A 24,100-nucleotide genomic window follows, 5' to 3' on the forward strand; every position below is an offset into this window, starting at 1 on the left:
ATCAGATACCCCAAAGAATCTGCACGCCCCAGACGAAGTAAGCGAACATCAGAACGCCGCATACTGCCTGGAACAGGAAACGTACTACAGTGGCGGACTTACCTAGCGCCATTGGCGTCAGGTAGTCGGTCGCGATGGTCCACATGCCGACCCAGGCGTGAGCGCCAAGGGCAACGAGTGCCAGCAGACTGAAGATACGCATTCCGTTGTGGGCGAACAGATCATGCCATTGGGCGTAACTCAGACCCGGATGAAAGACCATGTATCCGATCAGGAATATGAAATAAGCCGCGAGCACGACGGCGGAAACGCGTTGCGCCATCCAGTCGTAGAGACCCGAACGCGACAGGTTCGTGACGTTGGTTACCATATCCATACTCCCGCCAGAAGAATCAGTACCACGGAAACCGCGATAACGATTTTGGAGCCCAGCTTGCCGCCTTCGAGCGTCTCGCCTACCCCGGTGTCCATGATCAGGTGACGGATACCGGCCACCATGTGGTACAGCAGGGCAGACAGAAGTCCCCAGATGATCAGCTTGGCCAGCGGGCTGGTCATGTACGCCTTGACTTCACCAAACCCTTCTTCGGAGGCCAGCGACTTGTCCATTGCATACAGCATGATTGCAATACCGACAAAGAGGATGACACCGGAGATGCGGTGAAGGATGGACGTGTAAGCGGTGACTGGGAGCTTGATGGTCCTTAGGTCTAGATTTACAGGTCGTTGGCTATTCACGGCTTTTTTTCACACTGAAGAGCCCCTAACAATCAGGGCAAGTTGTTGGGAAGTGCACTGGTCAGGTACCCACCACCCAGGAAGTGACGACCCCCTTGAAACAGGCCAAAAAGCCTCTGGCGGTCGGACGCCGAGTATAGACAGTTAGGGCGCTAATGACAACGCGCAGACTTACCGCCAATGGCGCATTGCGCTACCGGGACAAAAGGCGTAAACGGCAGGAAACGGCTTCGAAAATCCACGGCCAGGGCCTTGCGGAACACGACTTTAGGCAAATTGACTTTAGAATTTATCTCACTATAGTGATGCGGGCCCTGCGTGGGGGGCCTGTCTGATGATTTGAAGCATAAATAGGAGGCCACATGGCTGACAAAAAAGCGCAGTTGATCATCGAGGGCGCTGCCCCCGTCGAGCTGCCAATTCTGACGGGTACAGTCGGTCCGGACGTGATCGACGTACGCGGTCTTACCGCCACCGGCCGCTTCACATTTGACCCTGGCTTCATGTCCACGGCATCTTGCGAGTCGAAGATCACCTACATCGATGGTGATAACGGAATCCTGCTTCATCGCGGCTACCCGATCGAACAACTGGCCGAGCAGTCCGACTACCTGGAAACCTGCTACCTGCTGCTCAATGGCGAACTGCCAACTGCCGAGCAGAAAGCCCAGTTCGTCGCCGTGGTCAAGAACCACACGATGGTCCACGAACAGCTCAAGACCTTTTTCAACGGTTTTCGCCGTGATGCCCACCCGATGGCCGTCATGTGTGGCGTCGTCGGCGCCCTGTCGGCGTTCTATCACGACTCGCTGGACATCAATAACCCGCAACACCGCGAAATCTCCGCCGTGCGCCTGGTTGCCAAGATGCCGACCCTGGCAGCGATGGTTTACAAGTACTCCATGGGCCAGCCCATGATGTACCCGCGTAATGACCTCAGCTACGCCGAAAACTTCCTGCACATGATGTTCAACACCCCGTGCGAGATCAAACCGATCAGCCCGGTGCTGGCCAAGGCGATGGACAAGATCTTCATCCTCCACGCCGATCACGAACAGAATGCGTCGACTTCCACCGTGCGCATGGCAGGCTCCTCGGGTGCCAACCCGTTCGCCTGCATCGCCGCCGGTATCGCAGCGCTCTGGGGCCCTGCTCACGGCGGCGCCAACGAGGCCGTGCTGACCATGCTCGATGAAATTGGCGATGTGTCGAACATCGACACGTTCATCGCCAAGGCCAAGGACAAGAACGATCCGTTCAAGCTAATGGGCTTTGGCCATCGCGTTTACAAGAATCGCGACCCACGTGCCACTGTGATGAAGCAGACCTGCGACGAAGTACTCAAGGAACTGGGCATCACCAACGATCCTCAGCTCGAACTGGCCATGCGCCTCGAGGAGATCGCCCTCACCGACCCGTACTTCATCGAACGTTCGCTGTACCCGAACGTCGACTTCTACTCGGGCATCATTCTCAAAGCGATCGGCATCCCGACCAGCATGTTCACCGTGATCTTCGCCCTGGCGCGGACTGTCGGCTGGATTTCGCACTGGAAGGAAATGCTCTCCAGCCCCTACAAGATCGGTCGCCCGCGCCAGCTCTACACCGGCGATGTACAGCGTGACATCGTCCCGCTGCAAGATCGCAAGTAAGCGACACGCAAAAACCAGGTAAGCGACACACAAAAAAGGGCTGCCCATCAGGCAGCCCTTTTTTTGTACCGTGTCGAATTACTGCGCAGCCCGCTCTCTGAGCGCCTTCAGCGTATTGAACGGCGCATCGACGACAAACTTGTTGGCAATCATCGACGGCACGCTGCCACCTGGCTCGGTGTGGGCCTGATAGGTCACTTCAGTCTGATTCGGGCCTTTGGGCACCATTTTCCAAAAGCCTTTCACCTCGGCAACACGCACAAAGCCTTTTTCTTCAGGAAGGTATTTGGGCTGCCCTTCGAGATTTCGGGTCACACTGCCATCAGCGCCTTCCTGGGTCGTGATCAGCAGCACGGAATCACGCGGCGTTACCGGCCACGGGGTGTTGAACTGACTGTAGGTCCAGGTCTTGTCACCTTCATGCTTGAGCACTTTCTGCAATTTGCACTCATGAATCCAGGCACAGGCGCCTGTCACATCCTCTTGCAGCGCGCGCAACTTGCCGACGCTGGCATTAATCGTGGCGACGCCGCGATAGGCCTTGTAATCGGACCCGGGTATATCGCTCAACGAAACCTTGATACCGTCCTCGTCCTTGGCGACCTTCCAGTCTTCAGCCTGCGCCACCCCGGCAAGCATTACGGTCAATCCACAAGCAATGGCAGTGCGATACAGCGAACTCATTGTTTTATTCCTTGTTTGAAGTTCCGACAAATGATGCTCCGACAAAACGCTTGCGCTCAAAATCACCTTTTCAGACTACCGCAGTAGCTTTTTCCCACCAGCCAATCAGGCGAATCGCATCAGCCTGATCAGCGCCACAAACATCAGCCGCGGCCTTGAATTGACTGCAGACCGCGGGGCGCTCAGGCTTGCCGAACAAGGCACACAACAACTCGAGCGACAGGTGCAGGCAACGCTCTCCTGCAGGCTTTCCGTGCGGCATACCGGGGATGGCAGACGTGATGGAAGGCGCGATGCAACACGCACCACACTCTGAACGGCAGTCCATGACCCGACACCTTTGAAGAGAAAATGAAAAAGAGCACGGATATTAACCGCGGAAATACTCGTTTGAAAATGCCGTATCGGACGATCAGCAGGGCTTACTGCTTGAACTTGAAATCCAGAGCAGCACCCTCGACATCGCGACGATTGTCGTTGCGCATCTGCAGTTGCATTTCATTGGTCAGCAATCGACCTTCAAGCTCGAACGGACTGCCACCGGGCGAATCGCCAAACATCTGTGGCAACAATGGCTTGTGCTTATTGGTGATAACCTTGGCTGGCGGGTCCAGCTCCTTGACCAGTTCAGGCGGCAGACTCAGGTCCAGTCTGGGCGATTTTATCCGCACATCCTTGGCGCTGGGCTCCTTGGCGGCCTTGCGATTGCTGGCGCTGGTCTCGCGTTTGCTCGCGGCAGTCTTCGCCAAAGTCGCTTTGGACGTCGGCTTGGCAGCACTGGAGGCTGGCGCCTTGTTGATCTGAGCGGCTGAAGGGGCGTTCTGCTCTTTGCCGACCACCACAGGCACCACAGGGACACCCGGCATCAGCTCATGCATGGAGTCGGGCACTTTCGGCAACACTGTCTCGGCTACGGACGTCTGGACAGCAGGCTCAACCTCTTTCACCGCCGCCTTGGGTAACACAGGCGCAGGCGCGACAGCCTCGGTTTTAGGCTTGGGCACGGGCGTCTGCTGAGCATCACAACCGCTCAGCACAACGAGGACCAACAATCCGAAACAACGAAACGCATTCATAGGCAGACATCAGACAAGACAGTGGCAAAGCCGGGAAGAAACATATGCTGTCCTTTTGAGGCCACGCTGACAAGGCAAGAGTTCCGATTAATTGACAAAAAAGCGCGTTCCGCTCAGTAGACCGGAACGGTGTCATGACACAGCTGTTTCGCCAGCATGCCCAGCGTCATCAGCGCGCGCTCCGCCTCCTTGTTCCACGGCATGCCGCAGTTCAGGCGAATGCAGTGGTTGAACTGCTCGGTATTACTGAAAATAAGGCCTGGCGCGATGCTGATGCCTTGCTCCAGCGCGCGAACATGCAGCTCTTGGGTGTTTACCCTGCCCGGCAGACTCACCCACAGAATGAAGCCTCCTGCCGGGCGGCTCATCTGCGTACCTTCAGGAAAGAACTGCTGCACGGCGAGCTGATAGGCGCTGAGGTTCTTGCGGTATTCCAGACGTATGAAGCGCAGATGCCGATCATAGCCACCGTTCTCAAGGTACGCAGCAACCCCCATCTGCGTGACGCTGCACGCGGAGTGCGTGCTGAAGGTCTGCAAACGCTGAATCTCGGCCTGGTATTTGCCCGCGATTATCCAGCCGACGCGCACGCCCGGCGAGAGAGTCTTGGAGAAGCTGGAGCAATAGATCACCCTCCCCAGCCGATCAAACGCCTTGAGCGCCTTGGTGCGTCCGACCTCGAACATCAGTTCGCCGTAAACGTCGTCTTCAACCACCTGAATATCGAAATCTGAAGCCAGACGCAGCAGGTTTTTCTGCCGCTCCTCGGGCATGGTGCCGCCCAGAGGATTACTGAGCCGCGAGGTCAGCACCAAGGCCTTGATCGACCACTGATTAGCCGCCAGTTGCAGGGCCTCAAGACTAGTACCGGAGGCCGGATCACTGGGTATCTCGATGACTTTCAGGCCCAGCAGATCGGCGAGCTGCAACAAACCGTAATACGCCGGGGATTCGGCTGCGATCAGGTCGCCGGGCCGGGTCAGCACCCGCAGGGCCATTTGCAGCGCATCGACACAGCCATGCGTAATCACCACCTCCGACGGATCGACCACCACGCCTGCATCGCGCATGCGAATCGCAACCTGCCTGCGCAGCGGCTCGAAACCTGGACTGAACATATAGCTGAACGCGCGCGGACTTTGAAAACGCGTCACCTTGGCGAGTTGCTGATGCAGCGCACGCACCGGCAGATAATCCACATGCGGCACCGCCGCGCCCAAGGCGAACACCCCATCACGGCGCGATTCTTCGAGCACTTGCTGGATGATACTGCTGCGCGTGACCAGCCCGGGCCGCTCGACGCGTGCGATGTCTGGCGTGGAGGCGGTCAACGCAGGCGTCTGGTGAACGTAATAACCGGACTGCGGACGCGCCCGGATCAGGCCCTGATCTTCGAGATTGGCATACGCCTGCAACACCGTGGCATGACTGACATTGAGCTGCGAGCTCATCTTGCGAACCGACGGCACTCGCTCCCCGGGCTGATAGACGCCGCGACGAATGTCTTCAGCCAGTTGCTGAGCAATGCGCTGATAAAGCAAAAGATTGGTCATGGCACAGCCTCGAAAAGACCGGTAATTTTTTATTTTTAAAAATACAGATCGATAATAACCGGTGCAGTCCAGAAGTGTACGGGAACAGTTTGCGATCAAGCCAGTGATCGCCACCGCTGCACGAAAAATAAACGCGGCCATACACGCCATATACGCGCCGTTTAAAGCCAAAAAAGCCCGAGGCCGTTACCGGCGTCGGGCTTCTTTACAGGCGATTGACGCTAACGAGCGGCGCCCAGCTGACCTTTTTCATCCGAAAACACAATTTCGACACGGCGGTTCTGTGCTCTGCCACGCTCGGAGGCATTGCCGTCTACCGGAAACTGCTGGCCGTAACCCTGAACCTGAATACGTTTTTCGTCGATACCCAGATCCATGAGCATGTCCGCGACCGCTTGCGCCCGATCCTTCGACAGATTCAGATTTTCCTGACGATCACCGGTGCTGTCGGTGTAGCCCTCGATCCGCACCACGCGGCGCGGATTGATCTGCAAAAACTGCACGACCTTGAGAATGGTGCGACTGGCGGAGTTCTTCAGCTCGGCATGCCCGGCGTCGAACAGTACGTCGCCCAAGGTCATGACCAGACCGCGATCGGTCTGTGTGGTTGCCAGACTGAGTATCTGATCTTCCAGCCAGCGCCCCTGTTGCTGCGCGCTGGCCAGTTTGGCTTCACGCAACGCCAGTTGCATGCGCTGGCGCTCCAGGTCCATTTTCGCCAGACGCTCCTGACTGAGCAGCAAATTGCTGTGCTCTCGGGCGATTTCGCTATAGCGGCTGCTCAGGTACGCGTAATGACTGACATCCGCGCCACTGCCCAGATAGCTGGACAATCGCTCGGCGCGGGCCAGGGATTCACCGGCACGAATGACATCCTTCGGCGCGCTGGGCAACACGTCAGTGTCTTCCTTGACCTTCTGGAAATCGGCATTGGCCTGCTGCAGGGCCTGCGCGCTGTCCTGGTGACCGGCACAGCCGTAAAGACCCGCCGAGCCCAACAACAGGCAAACACTAAATACACGTGGAATACGCTTCATTGCGCCTCCCCCAGTTGCTTGCGCAAGCGATTGAGACGGGTATTCAATTGATTGACCTGCTCCTGACTCTTGAGCGTGAGTACTCGCGCTTCCGCCAACCGCGCATCCAGCTCGGCCCGCTCCGCGCTCATGCGTGCTTGCTTGTAGGACTGCGCCGCCATTGCCGCACGTGCTTCAGCGAACGAGGACAGGGCGGTTTCCATTTCCGGCTGATCATCAGCGGCACCGACGGCCTTGGCCTGTTGCAGGGCCTGCTCGGTCAGCTTGAATTGCTCGGTCGGGACAGGATCACTGGCACAACCGACCAGCATGGCGATTGCGGTGACGGCAATTGAAAAACGAATACTCACAAAAACATTCCTACTTGTTTGAGGCGCTGGCACCGGCGGGCTGCAACAACTGGGCTTTCCATAACTCCAGATTGTGCCTGATGACTTCGCTCGCAAGGCCGGAGGCCGCAGATTCTGTCATCTTTTTCGCCAGCTGTCCGCGCAACCATGGATCGTTGCAGGCCGAGTTGAACGACAATGCCAGATAAAAACCCGGTGTATCGACCGGAACAGGCTGAGCAATCAGGTCCGAAGACAGGCCCAGGGTCTGCACCATGACCATCCCGGCATAACGCCCGGCAAGCACATAATCCGCTTCGCCCAGCGCCAGTTTCTGAAAGGCCGGAGTCAAACCTGGCACCCGCTCCAGCGTCAGATGTTGCCTGGTCAGCGCTTCAAATGACGGCGTCAGGCGAGTCTTTTCCGACATGACGCCCGGATGCCCGTGCAGCTCGCCCAGCGTACTGAACGGCACAGCATGATCGCGACGAGTCCAGACAACGATGTCGTTCCGCACGATCGGCGGATGAATATAATCGAGGAATTCGAGCTGAGCATCATTCAACGGTGCATCCGCCAGCATGTCCATGCGCCCGCTGCGCACTTCTTCAAGCGCCTGACTGCGCTTGCCGCCGTACAGAAACTCGACCTTGATACCCAGCGTACCTGCTGCTTGACTCAGCAGATCGGCATTTGCGCCCATCAGGTGGCGAGGGTCCTGGGGATCACGCCATAGGTATGGCGGTGCATCCGGGCTGCCGGTCACGATCAGACGCTCGCATTTACCGGCGGCGAGGGCCAGCGAAGGCAGCAGTAGCACACCCGCCAGCAGCGAAGTCAGCAGTCTGTTGCGGCCCATGATGAAGTCCTTCTGAAATCGATAAAAAAACCCGTTCAATCCGGGCAAGCGTACCGCAGACTTGCTGCGGGCACACACACCACGGACGGAACGGGTTCTCTTTATAGTGGAAGAGCAAGGCTTGAACCAGACGTGGTTTAAACCAGCTTCTCCAGCTCAGGAATGGCTTCGAACAGATCAGCCACCAGACCGTAATCGGCCACCTGGAAGATTGGCGCCTCTTCATCCTTGTTGATCGCGACGATCACCTTGGAATCCTTCATGCCGGCCAGATGCTGAATCGCGCCAGAAATACCGACCGCAATGTAGAGCTGTGGCGCAACGATCTTGCCGGTCTGACCGACCTGCATGTCGTTGGGCACAAAACCGGCGTCGACCGCCGCGCGGGAAGCACCGACTGCCGCGCCGAGCTTGTCGGCCAGGGTATACAGGTGCTTGAAGTTGTCGCCGTTCTGCATGCCGCGACCGCCGGAAACGACGATTTTGGCTGCGGTCAGCTCTGGACGATCGGACTTGGCCAGCTCTTCGCCAACGAAGCTCGATTTGCCCGCATCGTGAACCGCCGAAACCGCTTCGACAGCCGCCGAGCCACCTTCGGCAGACACCGGATCGAAACCGGTAGCACGCACGGTGATGACCTTGACCGAGGCCGTGGACTGCACAGTGGCAATTGCGTTACCGGCATAGATCGGGCGAGTGAACGTGTCAGCCGACTCTACTGAAACGATCTCGGAGATCTGATCCACATCCAGCTGCGCGGCAACACGAGGCAGAATGTTTTTGCCATTCGACGTGGCTGCAGCCAGCACATGGCTGTAACCGGAAGCCAGCTCGACCACCAGCGGCGCGACGTTTTCCGGCAGCTGATGCGCGTACGCCGCGTTATCAGCCACCAGCACCTTCGTCACACCGGCAATTTTCGCAGCCGCTTCGGCAATTGTGCTGATGCCCGAGCCAGCGACCAGCAGGTGAATGTCACCGCCGATCTTCTGCGCGGCAGCAACGGTATTGAGCGTAGCCGGGGCTACGGTCGCATTGTCGTGTTCAGCGATAACCAGGATCGTCATTTAGATTACCTTCGCTTCGTTTTTCAGTTTCTCGACCAGTTCAGCCACCGACTTGACCTTGATGCCTGCGCTGCGTGCGGCAGGCGCTTCAACCTTGACGGTCTTGTTGGTCGAGGCCGTGGAAACACCCAGTGCATCAGGCGTCAGCACTTCGAGCGGCTTCTTCTTGGCTTTCATGATGTTGGGCAGCGAAGCGTAACGTGGCTCGTTCAGACGCAGGTCTGTGGTCACGATGGCGGGCAGGCTCAGGGAAACGGTCTGCAGACCGCCGTCGATTTCGCGGGTCACGGCAACCTTGTCGCCGGTCACTTCGACTTTCGACGCAAACGTACCTTGCGGATAGCCGCTCAGCGCCGCGAGCATCTGACCGGTCTGGTTGTTGTCGCTGTCGATCGCCTGTTTGCCGAGGATCACCAGTTGTGGCTGCTCCTTGTCGACAACGACCTTGAGCAGCTTGGCCACGGCCAGGGAAGTCAGTTCTTCGGCGGATTCGACCAGCACGGCACGATCGGCACCCAATGCCAGAGCAGTGCGCAACTGTTCCTGAGCAGTGGTCGGGCCGATGGTAACCACCACGATTTCGCTCGCAACGCCCTTCTCTTTCAAGCGCACCGCTTCTTCAACAGCGATTTCGCAGAAAGGGTTCATGGACATTTTGACGTTGGCCAGATCGACGCCGGAGTTGTCCGCCTTGACGCGAACCTTGACGTTGTAGTCGACCACTCGTTTGACAGCTACAAGAACCTTCATGGATTCCTCACTCTCCGGTGAAAAGAAGTCGCCCGGCAGCGCCAGGCGATCGATATGTGTCCTCAACAAGCAATCGTATGGGTGCAGGCCAGCGTCAAACGGCCCTATAAAAGCTGGAAGCCACCCGTCAAGCACCGGCAGGATGTGTAAAATGCGCCGGGCGACATCGAGCCATTGCCTGCACCGCGTTCGCCTGATGCCTTTTGGGAGATTCGGTCGAACCTCGTTTCAGCCTACGGCAAACGCAAAACCGCCCGTATCTTGACCGCAACGCCTTTTCCGGTCAATACGCCAAATCGGCCAGTTCCGGGTCTGGTCTCTTTGATTTATCTGGCCTGCGGCCGATTCAAACAAACGTTTGTATTGGACCCGTGCAGTGGTGTAGATATAATGCGTGCCATTGAAAGACTGGCGGTGTCCAACACCTCCATAGGCCTGCAGCAGCACATAAAGCAGCGCCCCATAAAAACACCGTGAGCCTTGAGAGTAGGAGATAGCCTGTGGAACGCGAATACATGGAATTCGACGTCGTTATCGTCGGAGCCGGCCCTTCCGGGCTTTCTGCCGCTTGCCGCCTTAAACAGAAGGCCGCTGAAGCCGGAAAGGAAATCAGCGTCTGCGTGGTGGAAAAAGGCTCTGAAGTGGGTGCTCACATTCTTTCTGGCGCAGTGTTCGAACCCCGCGCGCTGAACGAACTGTTCCCGAACTGGCAGGAACTGGGCGCGCCGCTCAATACGCCGGTCAAGCGCGACGACATCTATATGCTGCGCGACGCCGAAAAAGCCCAGAAAATTCCGGACTTTTTCGTGCCCAGGACCATGCACAACCAGGGCAACTACATCATCTCTCTGGGCAATCTGTGCCGCTGGCTCGCTCAGCAGGCTGAAAACCTCGGCGTGGAAATCTATCCGGGCTTTGCCGCTCAGGAAGCGCTGTTCGACGAAAACGGCGTGGTGCGCGGAATTGTCACCGGAGATCTCGGCGTCGACCGCGAGGGCAATCCGAAAGAAGGTCTGTACACGCCCGGCATGGAACTGCGCGCCAAATACACGCTGTTCGCCGAAGGCTGCCGTGGCCATATCGGCAAGCAATTGCTCAAACGCTTCAACCTCGACGACGAAGCCGATGTGCAGCATTACGCCATCGGCCTGAAGGAAATCTGGGAAGTCGACCCGGCCAGACACGAACAAGGCCTTGTGGTGCATACCGCAGGCTGGCCACTGGACGATGCCAATCCGGGCGGCTCGTTCCTGTATCACCTGGAAAACAATCAGGTGGTGGTCGGCTTGATCGTCGACTTGTCCTACAGCAACCCGTATCTGTCGCCATTCGACGAATTCCAGCGCTACAAGCATCACCCGGTCATCAAACAATACCTGGAAGGCGGCAAGCGCATCAGCTACGGTGCCCGCGCCATTGCCAAGGGCGGCCTGAACTCGCTGCCGAAGATGGTCTTCCCGGGCGGCGCACTGATCGGTTGCGATCTCGGCACGCTGAACTTCGCCAAGATCAAGGGCAGCCACACCGCCATGAAGTCCGGCATGCTCGCGGCCGATTCAGTGGCAGACGCACTGTTCGCCGGCAAGGAAGGTGGCGACGTGCTGACCTCCTATGTCGACGCTTTCAAGGCCAGCTGGCTGCATGCAGAGCTGTTTGCCAGCCGCAACTTTGGCGTGGCAATCCACAAATACGGCGCGATCAAGGGTGGCGCATTCAACTTCATCGATCAGAACATCTTCGGCGGCAAGCTGCCGTTCACTCTGCACGACACCAAGCCTGATTATGCCTGCCTCAAACTGGCGGCAGACTCGAAGAAAATCGATTACCCGAAACCCGACGGCAAGCTCAGTTTCGACAAGCTCAGTTCGGTATTCCTCTCCAGCACCAATCATGAAGAGGAACAACCCTGCCACCTGAAGCTGACCGATCCGAGCATCCCGATCAGCAAGAACCTGCCGCTGTACGACGAACCGGCCCAGCGCTACTGCCCGGCAGGCGTGTACGAAGTCATTACCAAGGAGGATGGCGAGAAACGCTTCCAGATCAACGCGCAGAACTGCGTGCACTGCAAGACCTGCGACATCAAGGACCCTTCGCAGAACATCACCTGGGTAGCACCGGAAGGCGCTGGCGGTCCAACTTACCCCAATATGTGAGGTGCAGCAGCGGCAAGAAGCAGCTGCACGTTGTAAGCGGCAAGCCTAAAGCTTAGAGCTTGCAGCTTATGGCTTATGGCTTATGGCTTATGGCTTGCAGCTAGCCTCTCCAGGACTCCGCTCAAAGTAACGTTTGTATTCCCGACTGAACTGCGACGCACTTTGATAGCCGACCTTGAGCGCGACCTGGGCCACGTTCAGGCCTTCGGCGACCAGCAGTTGTTGGGCTTTGAGCAGGCGCAGGCGTTTCAGGTACTGCACTGGCGACAACAACGTGCTGCGCTTGAAGTGTTCGTGAAAGGTCGAGGTGCTCATGTTTGCGCAGCGCGCCAGGGTGTCGACGTTAAGCGCGTGATCGTAATGATCATGCAGATACGTCACCGCCGAGGCGATCCGCGCAAACTGGCCCTGCTGCTCGACCAGCGCGCGCAACACGCCCGACTGCGGCCCGCGCAGCGCGCTGTACAACACGTCACGGACCCGTGACTGGCCCATCGCCTGACATTCCAGCGGATCGTGCAGACAGCGCAGCAGCCGCTCGACGCTGTCACGCATTGCGTGGTCGATCACCACAGAGGTCATGGATTCCGGGGTCTGCAACTCGCTTTCGCGCACGCTTGCCGGGCCCAGCGCCTGCACCAGTTCGCCAAGCAGCACGCGGTCGATGGCCACCGACACGCCATACAGCGGCTTGTCCGGGGTGGCGAAGGTCTCGCATTTGAATGGCACCGACAGCGCCTGAATCAGGTAATGCCCGGTGCCGTACTCGAAGGTGCGCGGTCCAAGACAAGCGACCTTGCTGCCCTGCACCACGATCATCAGGCTGGGCTCGTAGATCTGCGGGCTGCTGGCCACGTAACCGAAGGCCGACAGAACGCGCACTTCAGGCAGGTGCGTGGCAACAAAGCCGGGGCGAACGGCCAAGGGCTTGATCAGGGAAACCAGTGTGGCGTTGCCATCAACGGGAAAAGCGAGCGACATGGGAAACGGGCCGACAGAGAAATTGACAGCTGCATCATCGCAGATTTAAGCCTTGCAGCCGACCCTCGATCATCCATCCGGAGAAATAGGCATGAAACACGGAGGATTCACCATAGCCGGGGCTGGCGTGAATCCGGACAATGGTTCGCCTCTATTCCGTTACACTTTACGAGGTTATTCATGTACACAGCTATCGGTTACGCCGCTCAGTCAGCCACCGCTCCCCTCGCCCCGATGACCTTCGAACGTCGCGCTCCGCGTGCTGACGACGTTGCCATCGAAATCCTCTACTGTGGTGTTTGCCACTCCGACATTCACCAGGCGCGCAACGAATGGGGCATCGCTGTTTACCCGCTGATGCCCGGCCACGAGATCGTCGGTCGCGTCACCGCCACCGGCGCCAACGCCACCAAATACAAGGTCGGTGATCTGGTCGGTGTTGGCTGCATGGTCGACTCGTGCCGCGAATGCTCGGCCTGCAAATCGGACCTCGAGCAGTATTGCCTGGAAGGCCCGACCATGACCTACGCCACGCCAGACCGCGTGGACGGCAGCAACACCATGGGCGGCTACTCGAACAGCATCGTGGTCGCCGAGCACTTCGTCGTTCGCGTTCCAGGGAAGCTTGACCCGGCCGCCGCCGCGCCTATTCTCTGCGCTGGCATCACCACCTATTCGCCGCTCAAGCACTACGGTGTCAAGGCTGGCGACAAGGTCGGCATTCTGGGCATGGGCGGTCTGGGCCACATGGGCATCAAGTTCGCCAAAGCCATGGGCGCTGAAGTCACCCTGTTCACCCGCTCCGCCGCCAAGGCTCAGGAAGCACGTCGTCAGGGCGCCGACCATGTGATCGTCTCCACCGACTCCGAACAGATGAAAGCCGCTGCCGGGCATTTCGACTTCCTGCTCGACACCATTCCGGTGCAACACGACCTGAACCCCTACCTGGAAACGCTGCGCTTTGACGGCGTGCACATTCTGGTCGGTCTGATCGAGCCAATCGAGCCGCCTGTCCATGCAGCACACTTGGTGATGAGCCGTCGCGTGCTGGCCGGCTCGCTGATCGGCGGCATCGCCGAAACTCAGGAAGTGCTGGATTTCTGCGCCGAAAACGACATCACCTGCGACATCGAAATGCTCGATATCCGCAACATCAACGAAGCCTACGAGCGCATGCTGGCCGGTGACGTGAAATACCGCTTTGTGATCGACATGGCCACATTGAAAGCCTGATTCGGTCCGAATCAGCCGCCGAGATCGGCCGAGAGTTCCGCTGCTATTTGTTTGATCAGCGGAACCAGCTCGGCCATTTTCTCCAGCGGCATGTAAGGCACGGTACTGGCAACACTGATGCCGGCAACAATCTGTTTGCTGGCATCCCGTACCGGCGCTGCCACACAGCGGATTGACGGTTCGTTGTCCTCCAGATCGAACGCATAACCGCCCTGCACGTACTCCTCCCTTCGCGCTTTCAGCTGCTCCCAGGTTTGCTGCTCATGCGCAGGCCACAACGGGTTCCTGCCTGAGGCTGGCATGCTGACCTCGTACAGCCGCTGCCACTCCGCTTGCGCACTGTCCAGCAACAACGCCTTGCCGATCCCGGTCCGCACCAGCGGCATGCGGTGCCCGACCCGCGAGCGCATTTCCGGTCCGTTGCGGCCGGGGTTCTTGTGCAGGTACAGTACGTCGTCGCCCTCCCGAACCGCCAGATGCACGGTATCGCCGGTCAGTTCCGACAATCGATCCAGATACGGGCGGGCGAGAATGGCCAATGGCACTTCTTCACGGGCCTGAAACCCCAGCTCGATCAGTTTCGGCCCGAGCAGATAACCCACCTGCGGCACCACGCGAAGGTAGCGCTCTTCGACCAGGCAACTGGCCAGCCGATGCGTGGTGCTGCGCGTGGTGCCGATCAGCCGGGCAATCTCTTTCAGGTCACGTGCACCACCGGCCACCGCCTGCACCACGCCCAGACCGCGCAACAGGGTCTGAGTGCCGGTCGGTGCCGGTTCCTTGCGGGTGATAGTTGCAGAGAGGAGTACGTCGTTTTGCATCACAGGTCATCTTCAGAAAAAGTTCAGATCGAAAAACTGGCGACATTATCGTCGCCAGCGTCCGCACGCGTCGACCTCAGAGCTCGATACGCTCGACTTTTCCTACCAGCAGGATGTAAGACAGCGCACCCAGCAGCGCCAGCGCCGAGATGTAGGTGATGGCGGGCGCAAACGAGTCGCCGGTTGCCAGAAAGCCGATCACGATCGGCGTGGCGATGGCCGCCAGGTTGCCGATGAAATTGAACGTGCCACCGGTCAGGCCCAGCAGGCGCGCCGGAGCCAAGGTCGAGACCAGCGACCAGGTGATCGACGCAAGGCCGTTGCCAAAGAACGCCAAGGCCAGAAAGGTAATGACCAGCGGCGTGGAATCGACAAAGTTGGCGCCGATGATCGACGTTGAAATCAGCAGCCCGGCAATGATCGGCAATTTGCGGGCAAAGCCTACACTGTGGCCGCGGCGGATCAGCCAGTCGGAGAAGAATCCCGAGCACAACACGCCGACGAAGGCCGCCAGAAACGGCAGCGAAGCCAACAGTCCGGACTTGATGAAGTCCATACCCCGGTATTTCACCAGGTAGGTCGGGAACCAGGTCAGGAAGAACCACAGCGTGGAGTTCAGGCAGAATTGCCCCAGGTAGATCCCCCACAGCTTGCGCTTGCTCAGCACGATGCCCAAGTCCAGCCAGCTGAAACCCTGCTTCTGCTTTTCAGCATCAGTCTGGATATCCACCAGCCCGCCGCCCTCTTTGATGAGGTCGATCTCCTGCTGGTTGACGCCTTTGAAGTCACGTGGCTCGCGGTACACCATGTACCAGATCAACGCCCACAACGCCCCAACGCCACCCGTTGCGACAAACACCATGTGCCAGCCGTAGTGCGCCTGCAACCAGGCCAGCACCGGCGTCAGAAAGGCCAGGCCGACGAACTGCCCGGAAGTGTAAACGCCAATGGCCGTGGCGCGCTCGCGCTCGGGAAACCAGGTGGTCACCACGCGGCTGTTGATTGGATAAGCCGGCGCCTCCAGCGCGCCGACGGCCATGCGCAGCACGAACAGCGCGATGAAGCTGGCGGCAAAGCCGAGCATGATGGTCGCGAGGGACCACAGCAGCAGCGCAGCGGTGTAAAGGATGCGCGGCGGCACGCGGTCGACCAGCCAGCCACCGGGCAACTGCATGGCGGCGTAGGTCCAGCCGAACGCCGAGAAGATCAGCCCGACGTGCACCGTATCAAGGCCCAGTTCGGCGGTCAGTGCCGGGGCGGCGATCGACAGGTTGCTGCGGTCCAGATAATTGATCACCACGGTGATGAAAAGCAACACCATGATAAAGAAACGCTTGCGGCTCGGCCTCGGCGTCACCAGCGACGCCGCACCTTCCATAGCTCGAGTGCGCATGGCTTGTAGCCTCTTGTTGGATTTATATACGGAAAGTTCTAGCTCCCACGCTCCGCGCTCAATGCGCTATACAAATCCGCTTTTGATTCTGGCCGAAGACCGTGGGAACGATGATCACGGAGATTTACTGCGCCCTACCACTCCGCAAAACTGCCATCCGCATGACGCCAGATCGGGTTGCGCCAGCGGTGGCCGATGGCGGCGCGTTCGATGACGTATTCTTCGTTGATTTCGATGCCCAGACCCGGCCCGTTGGGGATCTTGACCATGCCTTTGTCGTAGTCGAACACTTCCGGATGCTTGATGTAATCCAGCAGGTCGTTGCTTTCGTTGTAGTGAATACCGAGGCTTTGTTCCTGGATGAAGGCGTTGTAGCAAACCGCGTCCAGTTGCAGGCACGCCGCCAGCGCAATCGGCCCCAGCGGGCAATGCAGCGCCAGCGCGACGTCGTAAGCTTCGGCCATGTTGGCGATCTTGCGGGTTTCGGTGATACCGCCCGCATGCGACGCATCCGGCTGGATGATGTCGACATAACCTTCGCTCAGCACGCGCTTGAAGTCCCAGCGCGAGAACAGCCGTTCGCCCAAGGCAATCGGCGTACTGGTCAGCGGTGCCAGTTCTTTTAGCGCCTCGTAGTTTTCGCTGAGCACCGGCTCTTCGATGAACATCAGCTTGTACGCGTCCAGCTCTTTCATCAGCACTTTGGCCATCGGCTTGTGAACACGGCCGTGGAAGTCCACGCCGATGCCGACATTCGGCCCCACCGCGTCACGCACGGCAGCGACGTTGGCCAGCGCCAGATCGACCTTGTCAAAAGTATCGAGAAATTGCAGCTCCTCGGTGCCGTTCATTTTCACCGCCGTAAAACCGCGCTCGACCGCCTCTTTGGCCGCCCGCGCCGTATCGGCAGGGCGATCGCCGCCGATCCACGAGTACACACGAATCTTGTCGCGCACCTGACCACCCAGCAGGTCACTCACCGAAACACCCAGCGCCTTGCCCTTGATGTCCCACAACGCCTGATCGATACCGGCCAGTGCACTCATGTGGATCGCGCCGCCGCGGTAGAAGCCGCCGCGATACAGCACGGTCCAGATGTCTTCGATGTTGCGCGGGTCCTTGCCAATCAGGTAATCGGACAGCTCTTCCACGGCAGCGGCCACGGTATGCGCGCGGCCTTCGACCACCGGCTCGCCCCAGCCGACAACGCCCTCGTCAGTCTCGACCTTGAGGAAGCACCAGCGCGGCGGAACGATGAACGTGGTGAGTTTGGTGATTTTCATGGGTGTGGTTTCTCTTGTTGATTCTCTTATTAGATAGCGACTATCGAACAGCGATGCCGATCAGTCTGCGAGCCCTGCGGTGTGTTGCTTCCAGGCAGCTACGTAAGCCTTGGCCCGCTCGGCAACGTCAGCAGCGCTCATGCCCGGCTTGAACAGCCCGGAGCCGAGGCCGAAGCCTTTTACGCCCGCATCAAGGAACACCTTCATGTTGTCCGGCGAAATACCCCCGACCGGCAGCAGGATCGTGCCTTTCGGCAATACCGCCAGCCACGCCTTGACCACCGCAGGCGACATCTGCTCGGCCGGAAACAGCTTGAGCACATCGGCCCCCTCGGCCAGTGCAGCGAAGGCCTCGGTCGGTGTTGCCACGCCCGGTGACAGGAACAGCCCGGCAGCCTTGGCGGCGCGCAAAACTTTCGCATCGCTGTGCGGCATGACGATCACCTGCCCTCCGGCATCCTTGACCTGCGTCACCTGCTCCGGGGTCAGCACCGTGCCCGCGCCGATCAGGCAATCGGCAGGCAGTTGCTGACGCAGCAAGCGAATGCTGTCGAACGGCTGCGGAGAATTGAGCGGCACTTCGATAACCCGAAAACCGGCTTCGTACAGCACGTCGCCCATCGCCGGTGCTTCTTCGGGTCGCAGCCCGCGCAGAATCGCGACCAGACCGTTTTCCTTCAATGCTTGCTTGAGCATGTCAAACCTCTCGAATGTGTTGGGATGACCGGCGCGCAATCAGGCCCGCCTGAACCGCGACCTGCCACAGGCCGCGCTCGGTGGCCTGTTCGGCAAGGGTGACCTTGGGAAAGCCGCAGACCGCCAGCCCCCGCTGGTAACGCGCGCACAGCGCTTCGCTGCCGATGAGGATCACCGCAGGCAAGTGTTCATGGGTATGCAAATGCAGCCTGGCAATGCTGCCCAGCTCATGGCCGATCAGCAGGCCGGACAGGTAGTCAGGCTGCGCGCTGGCGCCCAGTTGCCCGGTCAGGCCGAGCGTTCGGGTGCTGAATATGGTGGAGAGCGGTCCGGCAGCACCCGCATCTGACAGGGCAATCGACAAGCCGCGATCGAACGCCTGATCATCGAACGCATCGGCGGGTTGCATGGTGCGCCCAAGAAGGGTGTGCGCACACAAGGCGGCGTAGACCTCCCCGGTCATGAAGGTATCGAAGTGAACGATACGCCCGCGGGTCACCTGCACCCATTTCGAATGGCTGCCCGGCAGCCCGATCAGCAGCGGCTGGCCGTCGACCTGGGCGTCGAGCCCGGCCAGCACGCCAAGTACCTGGGTTTCTTCGCCACGCATGACGTTGGGCAGGGTCGCGCGTTGCAGCACGCCCGGAATGATATGCACGGTCACGCCACTCTGGCTGCGCACCGTTTGCAGCGCCGCGCTCAGCTCGTTGACGCTGGCCGGGGTTTCCCGATACGCCGCCTCGCGCCACCCCTGCGCGCTGCCGACCATGCCGCAGGCAATTACCGGCAGGCCCGGCTCGGCGTCAAGCCAGTCGCCGCAAGCCTGATCGAACGCCAGTTCAAAGCCATCGCTGCACAGTTGCCCGGAAATCAGGCGCGGCGTGGTTGGTAGCTGCATGATGCCCGCGCTAAGCGCGCGCTGTTCCAGCACCTGGCCATGTTCGCCAAGTCGATAAGCACGAAGGGAGGTGGTCCCCCAATCGAGTGCGATCAATTGCGCCTGCATTGCGTCACCTGTTGTTTTATTGGAAGTGAGTGCAGGACGACTATAAACCTGTTTTTAAGCACATCTCAATATGTAAATTTATATCCCATATATAGGGACGACTATGTGGAGCTAAAAATCAGCAGCCATAAAAAACCCGCGGCCCTTTCGGGAAGCGGGTTTCAGGTACAACCGAAGCCTCAACGCTCCAGCAGAATCCTCAGCATGCGACGCAACGGTTCAGCCGCGCCCCACAACAGTTGGTCGCCGACGGTGAACGCGCCCAGGTACTGCGAACCCATGTTCAACTTGCGCAGACGGCCTACCGGCACACTCATGGTGCCGGTCACAGCGGTCGGGCTGAGTTCTTGCGCGCTGGCTTCGCGCGTGTTCGGCACCAGCTTGACCCACGGGTTGTGCTGGCTGATCAAGCCTTCGATGTCCGCAATCGGCACATCCTTGTTCAGCTTGATGGTCAGCGCCTGGCTGTGACAGCGCATGGCGCCGATGCGCACGCAGATGCCGTCGACAGGGATCGGGCTCTTGAAGCGACCGAGAATCTTGTTGGTCTCAGCCTGCCCTTTCCACTCTTCGCGGCTCTGGCCATTCGGCAAGGCCTTGTCGATCCATGGGATCAGGCTGCCGGCCAGCGGCACACCGAAGTTTTCGGTCGGGAACGATTCGCTGCGCATGGCTTCCGCCACCTTGCGGTCGATATCCAGAATGGCGCTGGCCGGGTTGGCCAGTTCGTCAGCCACCGAAGCGTGCACCGCGCCCATTTGCTTGATCAGTTCACGCATGTTCTGCGCACCGGCACCAGAGGCCGCCTGATAGGTCATGACGTTCATCCATTCGACCAGCCCGGCATCGAACAGACCGCCCAGGCCCATCAGCATCAGGCTGACCGTGCAGTTACCGCCGATGTAGTTCTTGGTGCCGGCGTCCAGTTGCTGGTCGATGACCTTGCGGTTGACCGGATCGAGCACGATAACCGCGTCATCCTGCATGCGCAGGCTGGAGGCCGCGTCGATCCAGTAGCCCTGCCAGCCAGCTTCGCGCAGCTTGGGGAATACTTCGTTGGTGTAGTCGCCGCCCTGACAGGTCAGCACCACGTCCAGGGTTTTCAGCTCGTCGATGCTGTAGGCATCTTTCAGCGGGGCAACGTCCTTGCCCACCGAAGGCGCCTGGCCACCGACATTGGAGGTAGTGAAGAACACCGGCTCAATGAGATCGAAGTCCTGCTCTTCCCGCATCCGCTGCATGAGCACGGAACCGACCATGCCACGCCAACCGATCAGACCTACACGTTTCATCGCAACTACACCTTGAAAAAAAGTGGGACCGCCGCTCTGCGCATCAGCAGCAGGCGGCGGGCCAGAGAGATTACAGATTCCGCAGCGCGGAGACTACTGCATCGCCCATTTCCTGGGTACCGACTTTGACTTTGCCCTCGGACCAGATGTCGCCGGTGCGCAGACCCTGATCCAGCACCAGGCTGACCGCCTGTTCGATGGCGTCTGCGGCGTCGCTCAGATTGAAGCTGTAACGCAGCATCATCGACACCGACAGAATGGTCGCCAGCGGGTTGGCGATGCCTTTACCGGCGATGTCCGGTGCCGAACCGTGGCAAGGCTCGTACATGCCCTTGTTGGCAGTATCAAGCGACGCCGATGGCAGCATGCCGATGGAGCCGGTGAGCATCGACGCCTGATCGGACAGAATGTCGCCGAACAGGTTATCAGTGACGATCACATCGAACTGCTTGGGCGCACGCACCAGTTGCATGGCAGCGTTATCGACGTACATATGGCTCAGTTCGACTTCAGGGTACTCCTTGGCCACCTGCTCGACGATTACGCGCCACAGCTGGCTGGACGCCAGCACGTTAGCCTTGTCCACCGAACACAGCTTCTTGCCACGCACCATGGCCATGTCGAAACCGACTTTGGCAATGCGGCGGATTTCGCTTTCGCTGTACGGCAGCGTGTCGTAGGCCTGGCGCTCGCCATTATCCAGCACACGAGTACCGCGTGGCGCGCCGAAGTAGATTCCACCGGTCAGCTCACGAACGATCAGAATGTCCAGGCCGGCAACGATTTCCGGCTTGAGGCTCGACGCGTCAGCCAGTTGTGGATAAAGAATCGCCGGACGCAGGTTGCCGAACAGGCCCAGTTGCGAACGGATTTTCAGCAGGCCGCGCTCAGGACGGATATCGCGTTCGATGGTGTCCCATTTCGGGCCGCCCACCGCGCCTAGCAGCACCGCATCGGCTGCACGGGCACGATCCAGAGTTTCATCGGCCAGCGGCACGCCGTGCTTGTCGATGGCTGCGCCGCCGATCACGTCGTGGGTCAACTCAAAGCCCAGTTGATACTTTTCGCTGGCCAGTTCCAGCACCTTGACCGCTTCGGTCATGATTTCCGGACCGATACCGTCACCCGGGAGAATCAGAATCTGCTTGCTCATAACATCCTCGATGTGTGCAGCGGCGCTTCAGACAACGCCTGTTGATAACGCTGAATACGGCAAAAAATTTACCGCTCGGCCAAAATGCCTTCGCGAGCAAGACGAATGAACGTCTTGCTCGCGAATCAAGTTGTCACCGTTGCCCGACGCTCAGTCGCGAAACAACCACGGCTGACTGGCGCGGTGCTTGCTCTCGAAGCTGGCGATGGCGTCGGCATCCATCAAGGTCAGGCCGATGTCGTCCAGGCCATTGAGCAGGCAGTGCTTGCGGAACGCATCGATTTCAAAGCTCAGCACCTTGCCATCAGGGCGGGTCACGGTCTGCGCTTGCAGGTCGATGCTCAACTGGTAGCCGGGGCTGGCTTCGACCTGCCGGAACAGCTCGTCGACCTCGGCTTCGGCCAGAATGATCGGCAGCAGACCGTTCTTGAAACTGTTGTTGAAGAAGATATCGGCATAGCTCGGCGCAATAATGGCGCAGAAACCGTACTCTTCCAGTGCCCACGGCGCGTGCTCGCGGCTGGAACCGCAGCCAAAGTTTTCCCGCGCCAATAGCACGCTGGCACCTTGATAGCGTTCGTGGTTGAGCACGAAATCATGGTTCAGCGGGCGTTTGGAGTTGTCCTGATACGGCTGACCGACGTCCAGATAACGCCACTCGTCGAACAGGTTCGGACCGAAGCCCGTGCGCTTGATCGACTTGAGAAACTGCTTGGGGATGATCTGGTCAGTGTCGACGTTGGCGCGATCCAGAGGCGCGACCAGGCCAGTATGCTGGGTAAAGGCTTTCATGCTGGATTCCTCAGTTCGCGAACATCGATGAAACGGCCAGTCACCGCTGCGGCGGCAGCCATCGCCGGGCTGACCAGGTGCGTGCGGCCACCGGCACCTTGACGGCCTTCGAAGTTACGGTTGGACGTAGAAGCACAGTGCTCGCCGGAGCCGAGGCGATCCGGGTTCATGGCCAGGCACATCGAGCAGCCCGGCTCGCGCCATTCAAAACCTGCGTCAATGAACACCTTGTCCAGCCCTTCTTTCTCGGCCTGCTCTTTGATCAGGCCCGAGCCCGGCACCACGATGGCCTGCTTGATGGTCGCGGCCACCTTGCGGCCCTTGGCAACGTCCGCCGCAGCGCGCAAATCTTCGATCCGCGAGTTGGTGCAAGAGCCGATGAACACCCGATCCAGCTGGATATCGGTAATCGGCTGATTGGCTTTCAGGCCCATATATTTCAGGGCGCGCTCGATGGAGCCACGCTTGACCAGATCCGGTTCTTGCGCCGGGTCCGGCACGTTCTGATCGACCGCCAGAACCATTTCCGGCGAAGTGCCCCAGCTGACCTGCGGCTTGATCTGCGCAGCATCCAGCCTGACCACAGTGTCGAACACCGCGTCCGGGTCGGACACCAGGTCCTTCCAGGCTTCGACGGCGAGGTCCCATTCTGCGCCTTTCGGTGCGAACGGACGGCCCTTGACGTACTCGACGGTCTTCTCGTCGGTAGCCACCATGCCCACCCGCGCACCGGCCTCGATGGACATGTTGCAGATGGTCATGCGGCCTTCGATCGACAGGTCGCGAATCGCGCTGCCCGCGAACTCGATGGCGTAACCGTTACCGCCTGCGGTGCCGATCTTGCCAATCACTGCCAGCACGATGTCCTTGGCCGTCACGCCGAACGGCAATTGCCCTTCGACCGACACCAGCATGTTCTTCATCTTCTTGGCCACAAGGCACTGGGTCGCCAGCACATGCTCGACCTCGGAGGTGCCGATACCATGGGCCAGCGCGCCAAAGGCGCCGTGGGTCGAGGTGTGCGAGTCGCCGCAGACCACGCTCATTCCCGGCAGGGTTGCGCCCTGCTCCGGGCCGATGACGTGGACGATGCCCTGACGCGGGTCATTCATCTTGAATTCGGTGATGCCGTACTCGTCGCAGTTGTCGTCGAGGGTCTGCACTTGCAGACGCGAGACATGATCTTCGATGGCCTCGATCCCGCCCTTGCGCTCCGGCGTGGTCGGCACGTTATGGTCGGGGGTGGCGATGATCGAATCGATCCGCCACGGCTTGCGCCTGGCCAGGCGCAGGCCTTCGAACGCTTGCGGCGAGGTCACTTCATGGATGATATGCCGATCAATGTAGATCAGCGCCGAACCGTCGTCGCGCTGTTTGACCAAATGTGAATCCCAGAGCTTGTCGTAAAGCGTTTTTCCGGCCATCGGACGTACTTCCTCATCAGCTTCTTTCTATGCCTTGGGCAATCGTGACGATGACCCTTTGGCTTGTGCGGTCATCCTAGGGAATGTGCTTAAATAACTCAAATTCATAATTTTCATGCTTTGGA

Annotated in this window: 24 protein-coding genes; 3 read left to right on the forward strand and 21 right to left on the reverse strand. The window is 59.3% G+C overall.

What is annotated here, in order from left to right:
• Position 1: 1 nt before the first annotated feature.
• Together sdhD and sdhC are read right to left on the reverse strand one after the other, a co-directional pair.
• The gene (gene sdhD, locus BLT55_RS11720; RefSeq protein ID WP_007250012.1) at positions 2–370 is read right to left on the reverse strand and encodes a succinate dehydrogenase, hydrophobic membrane anchor protein; all 369 of its coding nucleotides are present in this window, start codon (positions 368–370) and stop codon (positions 2–4) included.
• Positions 364–738, reverse strand: coding sequence for a succinate dehydrogenase, cytochrome b556 subunit (sdhC, locus tag BLT55_RS11725; RefSeq protein ID WP_042913010.1), 375 nt, complete (start codon positions 736–738; stop codon positions 364–366). Before sdhC ends, sdhD begins: the two co-directional genes overlap by 7 nt.
• Before the next feature lie 362 nt (positions 739–1,100).
• Between sdhC and gltA the strand changes: the two genes are divergently transcribed.
• Positions 1,101–2,390 (forward strand): citrate synthase, encoded by a 1,290-nt coding sequence (gene gltA / locus BLT55_RS11730; protein ID WP_007250014.1) that lies wholly within the window; start codon positions 1,101–1,103, stop codon positions 2,388–2,390.
• Between the two features lie 78 nt (positions 2,391–2,468).
• Here gltA and BLT55_RS11735 read toward each other — a convergent pair whose 3' ends face one another.
• The 9 genes from BLT55_RS11735 to BLT55_RS11775 form a co-directional block, all read right to left on the reverse strand.
• On the reverse strand, positions 2,469–3,074 hold the full coding sequence (locus BLT55_RS11735; protein WP_055001893.1) for an START domain-containing protein: 606 nt from the start codon (positions 3,072–3,074) through the stop codon (positions 2,469–2,471).
• 70 nt (positions 3,075–3,144) lie between these two features.
• Positions 3,145–3,402: a YkgJ family cysteine cluster protein gene (locus tag BLT55_RS11740; protein WP_055001892.1), complete on the reverse strand. Its 258-nt coding sequence runs from the start codon at positions 3,400–3,402 to the stop codon at positions 3,145–3,147.
• A 94-nt stretch (positions 3,403–3,496) separates the two neighbouring features.
• On the reverse strand, positions 3,497–4,150 hold the full coding sequence (locus tag BLT55_RS11745) for a hypothetical protein (protein WP_055001891.1): 654 nt from the start codon (positions 4,148–4,150) through the stop codon (positions 3,497–3,499).
• A 113-nt stretch (positions 4,151–4,263) separates the two neighbouring features.
• Positions 4,264–5,703 (reverse strand): aminotransferase-like domain-containing protein, encoded by a 1,440-nt coding sequence (locus BLT55_RS11750; RefSeq protein WP_055001890.1) that lies wholly within the window; start codon positions 5,701–5,703, stop codon positions 4,264–4,266.
• Between the two features lie 221 nt (positions 5,704–5,924).
• Positions 5,925–6,740 carry an OmpA family protein gene (locus BLT55_RS11755; RefSeq protein ID WP_055001889.1) on the reverse strand — a complete coding sequence of 272 codons (816 nt, stop codon included), beginning with the start codon at positions 6,738–6,740 and terminating at the stop codon, positions 5,925–5,927.
• Positions 6,737–7,090: a DUF4398 domain-containing protein gene (locus tag BLT55_RS11760; RefSeq protein WP_007250020.1), complete on the reverse strand. Its 354-nt coding sequence runs from the start codon at positions 7,088–7,090 to the stop codon at positions 6,737–6,739. Before BLT55_RS11760 ends, BLT55_RS11755 begins: the two co-directional genes overlap by 4 nt.
• 10 nt (positions 7,091–7,100) lie before the next feature.
• The gene (locus BLT55_RS11765; protein ID WP_055001888.1) at positions 7,101–7,928 is read right to left on the reverse strand and encodes a substrate-binding periplasmic protein; all 828 of its coding nucleotides are present in this window, start codon (positions 7,926–7,928) and stop codon (positions 7,101–7,103) included.
• 137 nt (positions 7,929–8,065) lie between these two features.
• A complete protein-coding gene (locus BLT55_RS11770; RefSeq protein WP_055001887.1) occupies positions 8,066–8,995 on the reverse strand; it encodes an electron transfer flavoprotein subunit alpha/FixB family protein in 930 nt (309 codons plus the stop codon).
• Positions 8,996–9,745, reverse strand: coding sequence for an electron transfer flavoprotein subunit beta/FixA family protein (locus tag BLT55_RS11775; RefSeq protein WP_055001886.1), 750 nt, complete (start codon positions 9,743–9,745; stop codon positions 8,996–8,998). It lies immediately after the preceding gene.
• Positions 9,746–10,245: 500 nt separating this feature from the next.
• Between BLT55_RS11775 and BLT55_RS11780 the strand changes: the two genes are divergently transcribed.
• Positions 10,246–11,901: an electron transfer flavoprotein-ubiquinone oxidoreductase gene (locus BLT55_RS11780; protein WP_055001885.1), complete on the forward strand. Its 1,656-nt coding sequence runs from the start codon at positions 10,246–10,248 to the stop codon at positions 11,899–11,901.
• 87 nt (positions 11,902–11,988) lie between these two features.
• Here the strand turns inward: BLT55_RS11780 and BLT55_RS11785 are convergent, their stop codons facing one another.
• Complete coding sequence (locus BLT55_RS11785; protein ID WP_055001884.1) at positions 11,989–12,882, reverse strand: AraC family transcriptional regulator; 894 nt, start codon at positions 12,880–12,882, stop codon at positions 11,989–11,991.
• A gap of 180 nt (positions 12,883–13,062) precedes the next feature.
• Between BLT55_RS11785 and BLT55_RS11790 the strand changes: the two genes are divergently transcribed.
• On the forward strand, positions 13,063–14,115 hold the full coding sequence (locus BLT55_RS11790; protein WP_055001883.1) for an NAD(P)-dependent alcohol dehydrogenase: 1,053 nt from the start codon (positions 13,063–13,065) through the stop codon (positions 14,113–14,115).
• A gap of 11 nt (positions 14,116–14,126) precedes the next feature.
• Here the strand turns inward: BLT55_RS11790 and BLT55_RS11795 are convergent, their stop codons facing one another.
• The 9 genes from BLT55_RS11795 to leuC all read right to left on the reverse strand — a co-directional run bounded on the left by BLT55_RS11795 (position 14,127) and on the right by leuC (position 23,975).
• On the reverse strand, positions 14,127–14,936 hold the full coding sequence (locus BLT55_RS11795; protein ID WP_054079402.1) for an IclR family transcriptional regulator: 810 nt from the start codon (positions 14,934–14,936) through the stop codon (positions 14,127–14,129).
• 76 nt (positions 14,937–15,012) lie between these two features.
• Entirely contained in the window at positions 15,013–16,329 is a 1,317-nt protein-coding gene (locus tag BLT55_RS11800) for an MFS transporter (protein ID WP_055001882.1), read from the reverse strand.
• Between the two features lie 134 nt (positions 16,330–16,463).
• The gene (dgoD, locus tag BLT55_RS11805) at positions 16,464–17,642 is read right to left on the reverse strand and encodes a galactonate dehydratase (RefSeq protein WP_259641203.1); all 1,179 of its coding nucleotides are present in this window, start codon (positions 17,640–17,642) and stop codon (positions 16,464–16,466) included.
• Between the two features lie 30 nt (positions 17,643–17,672).
• A complete protein-coding gene (locus tag BLT55_RS11810) occupies positions 17,673–18,308 on the reverse strand; it encodes a 2-dehydro-3-deoxy-6-phosphogalactonate aldolase (protein WP_055001881.1) in 636 nt (211 codons plus the stop codon).
• Between the two features lies 1 nt (position 18,309).
• Positions 18,310–19,314: a 2-dehydro-3-deoxygalactonokinase gene (locus BLT55_RS11815; protein WP_055001880.1), complete on the reverse strand. Its 1,005-nt coding sequence runs from the start codon at positions 19,312–19,314 to the stop codon at positions 18,310–18,312.
• 179 nt (positions 19,315–19,493) lie between these two features.
• Entirely contained in the window at positions 19,494–20,606 is a 1,113-nt protein-coding gene (gene asd / locus BLT55_RS11820) for an aspartate-semialdehyde dehydrogenase (protein WP_007244780.1), read from the reverse strand.
• 70 nt (positions 20,607–20,676) lie between these two features.
• On the reverse strand, positions 20,677–21,759 hold the full coding sequence (gene leuB, locus BLT55_RS11825; protein ID WP_055001879.1) for a 3-isopropylmalate dehydrogenase: 1,083 nt from the start codon (positions 21,757–21,759) through the stop codon (positions 20,677–20,679).
• Positions 21,760–21,909: 150 nt separating this feature from the next.
• Entirely contained in the window at positions 21,910–22,551 is a 642-nt protein-coding gene (gene leuD / locus BLT55_RS11830; protein WP_054079400.1) for a 3-isopropylmalate dehydratase small subunit, read from the reverse strand.
• Positions 22,548–23,975, reverse strand: coding sequence for a 3-isopropylmalate dehydratase large subunit (gene leuC / locus BLT55_RS11835; RefSeq protein ID WP_055001878.1), 1,428 nt, complete (start codon positions 23,973–23,975; stop codon positions 22,548–22,550). The genes leuD and leuC overlap by 4 nt, the downstream gene beginning before the upstream one ends.
• Positions 23,976–24,100 lie beyond the last annotated feature (125 nt).

It is taken from the genome of Pseudomonas cannabina, assembly GCF_900100365.1.
In the GTDB taxonomy this organism is placed as follows: Bacteria; Pseudomonadota; Gammaproteobacteria; order Pseudomonadales; family Pseudomonadaceae; genus Aquipseudomonas; species Aquipseudomonas cannabina.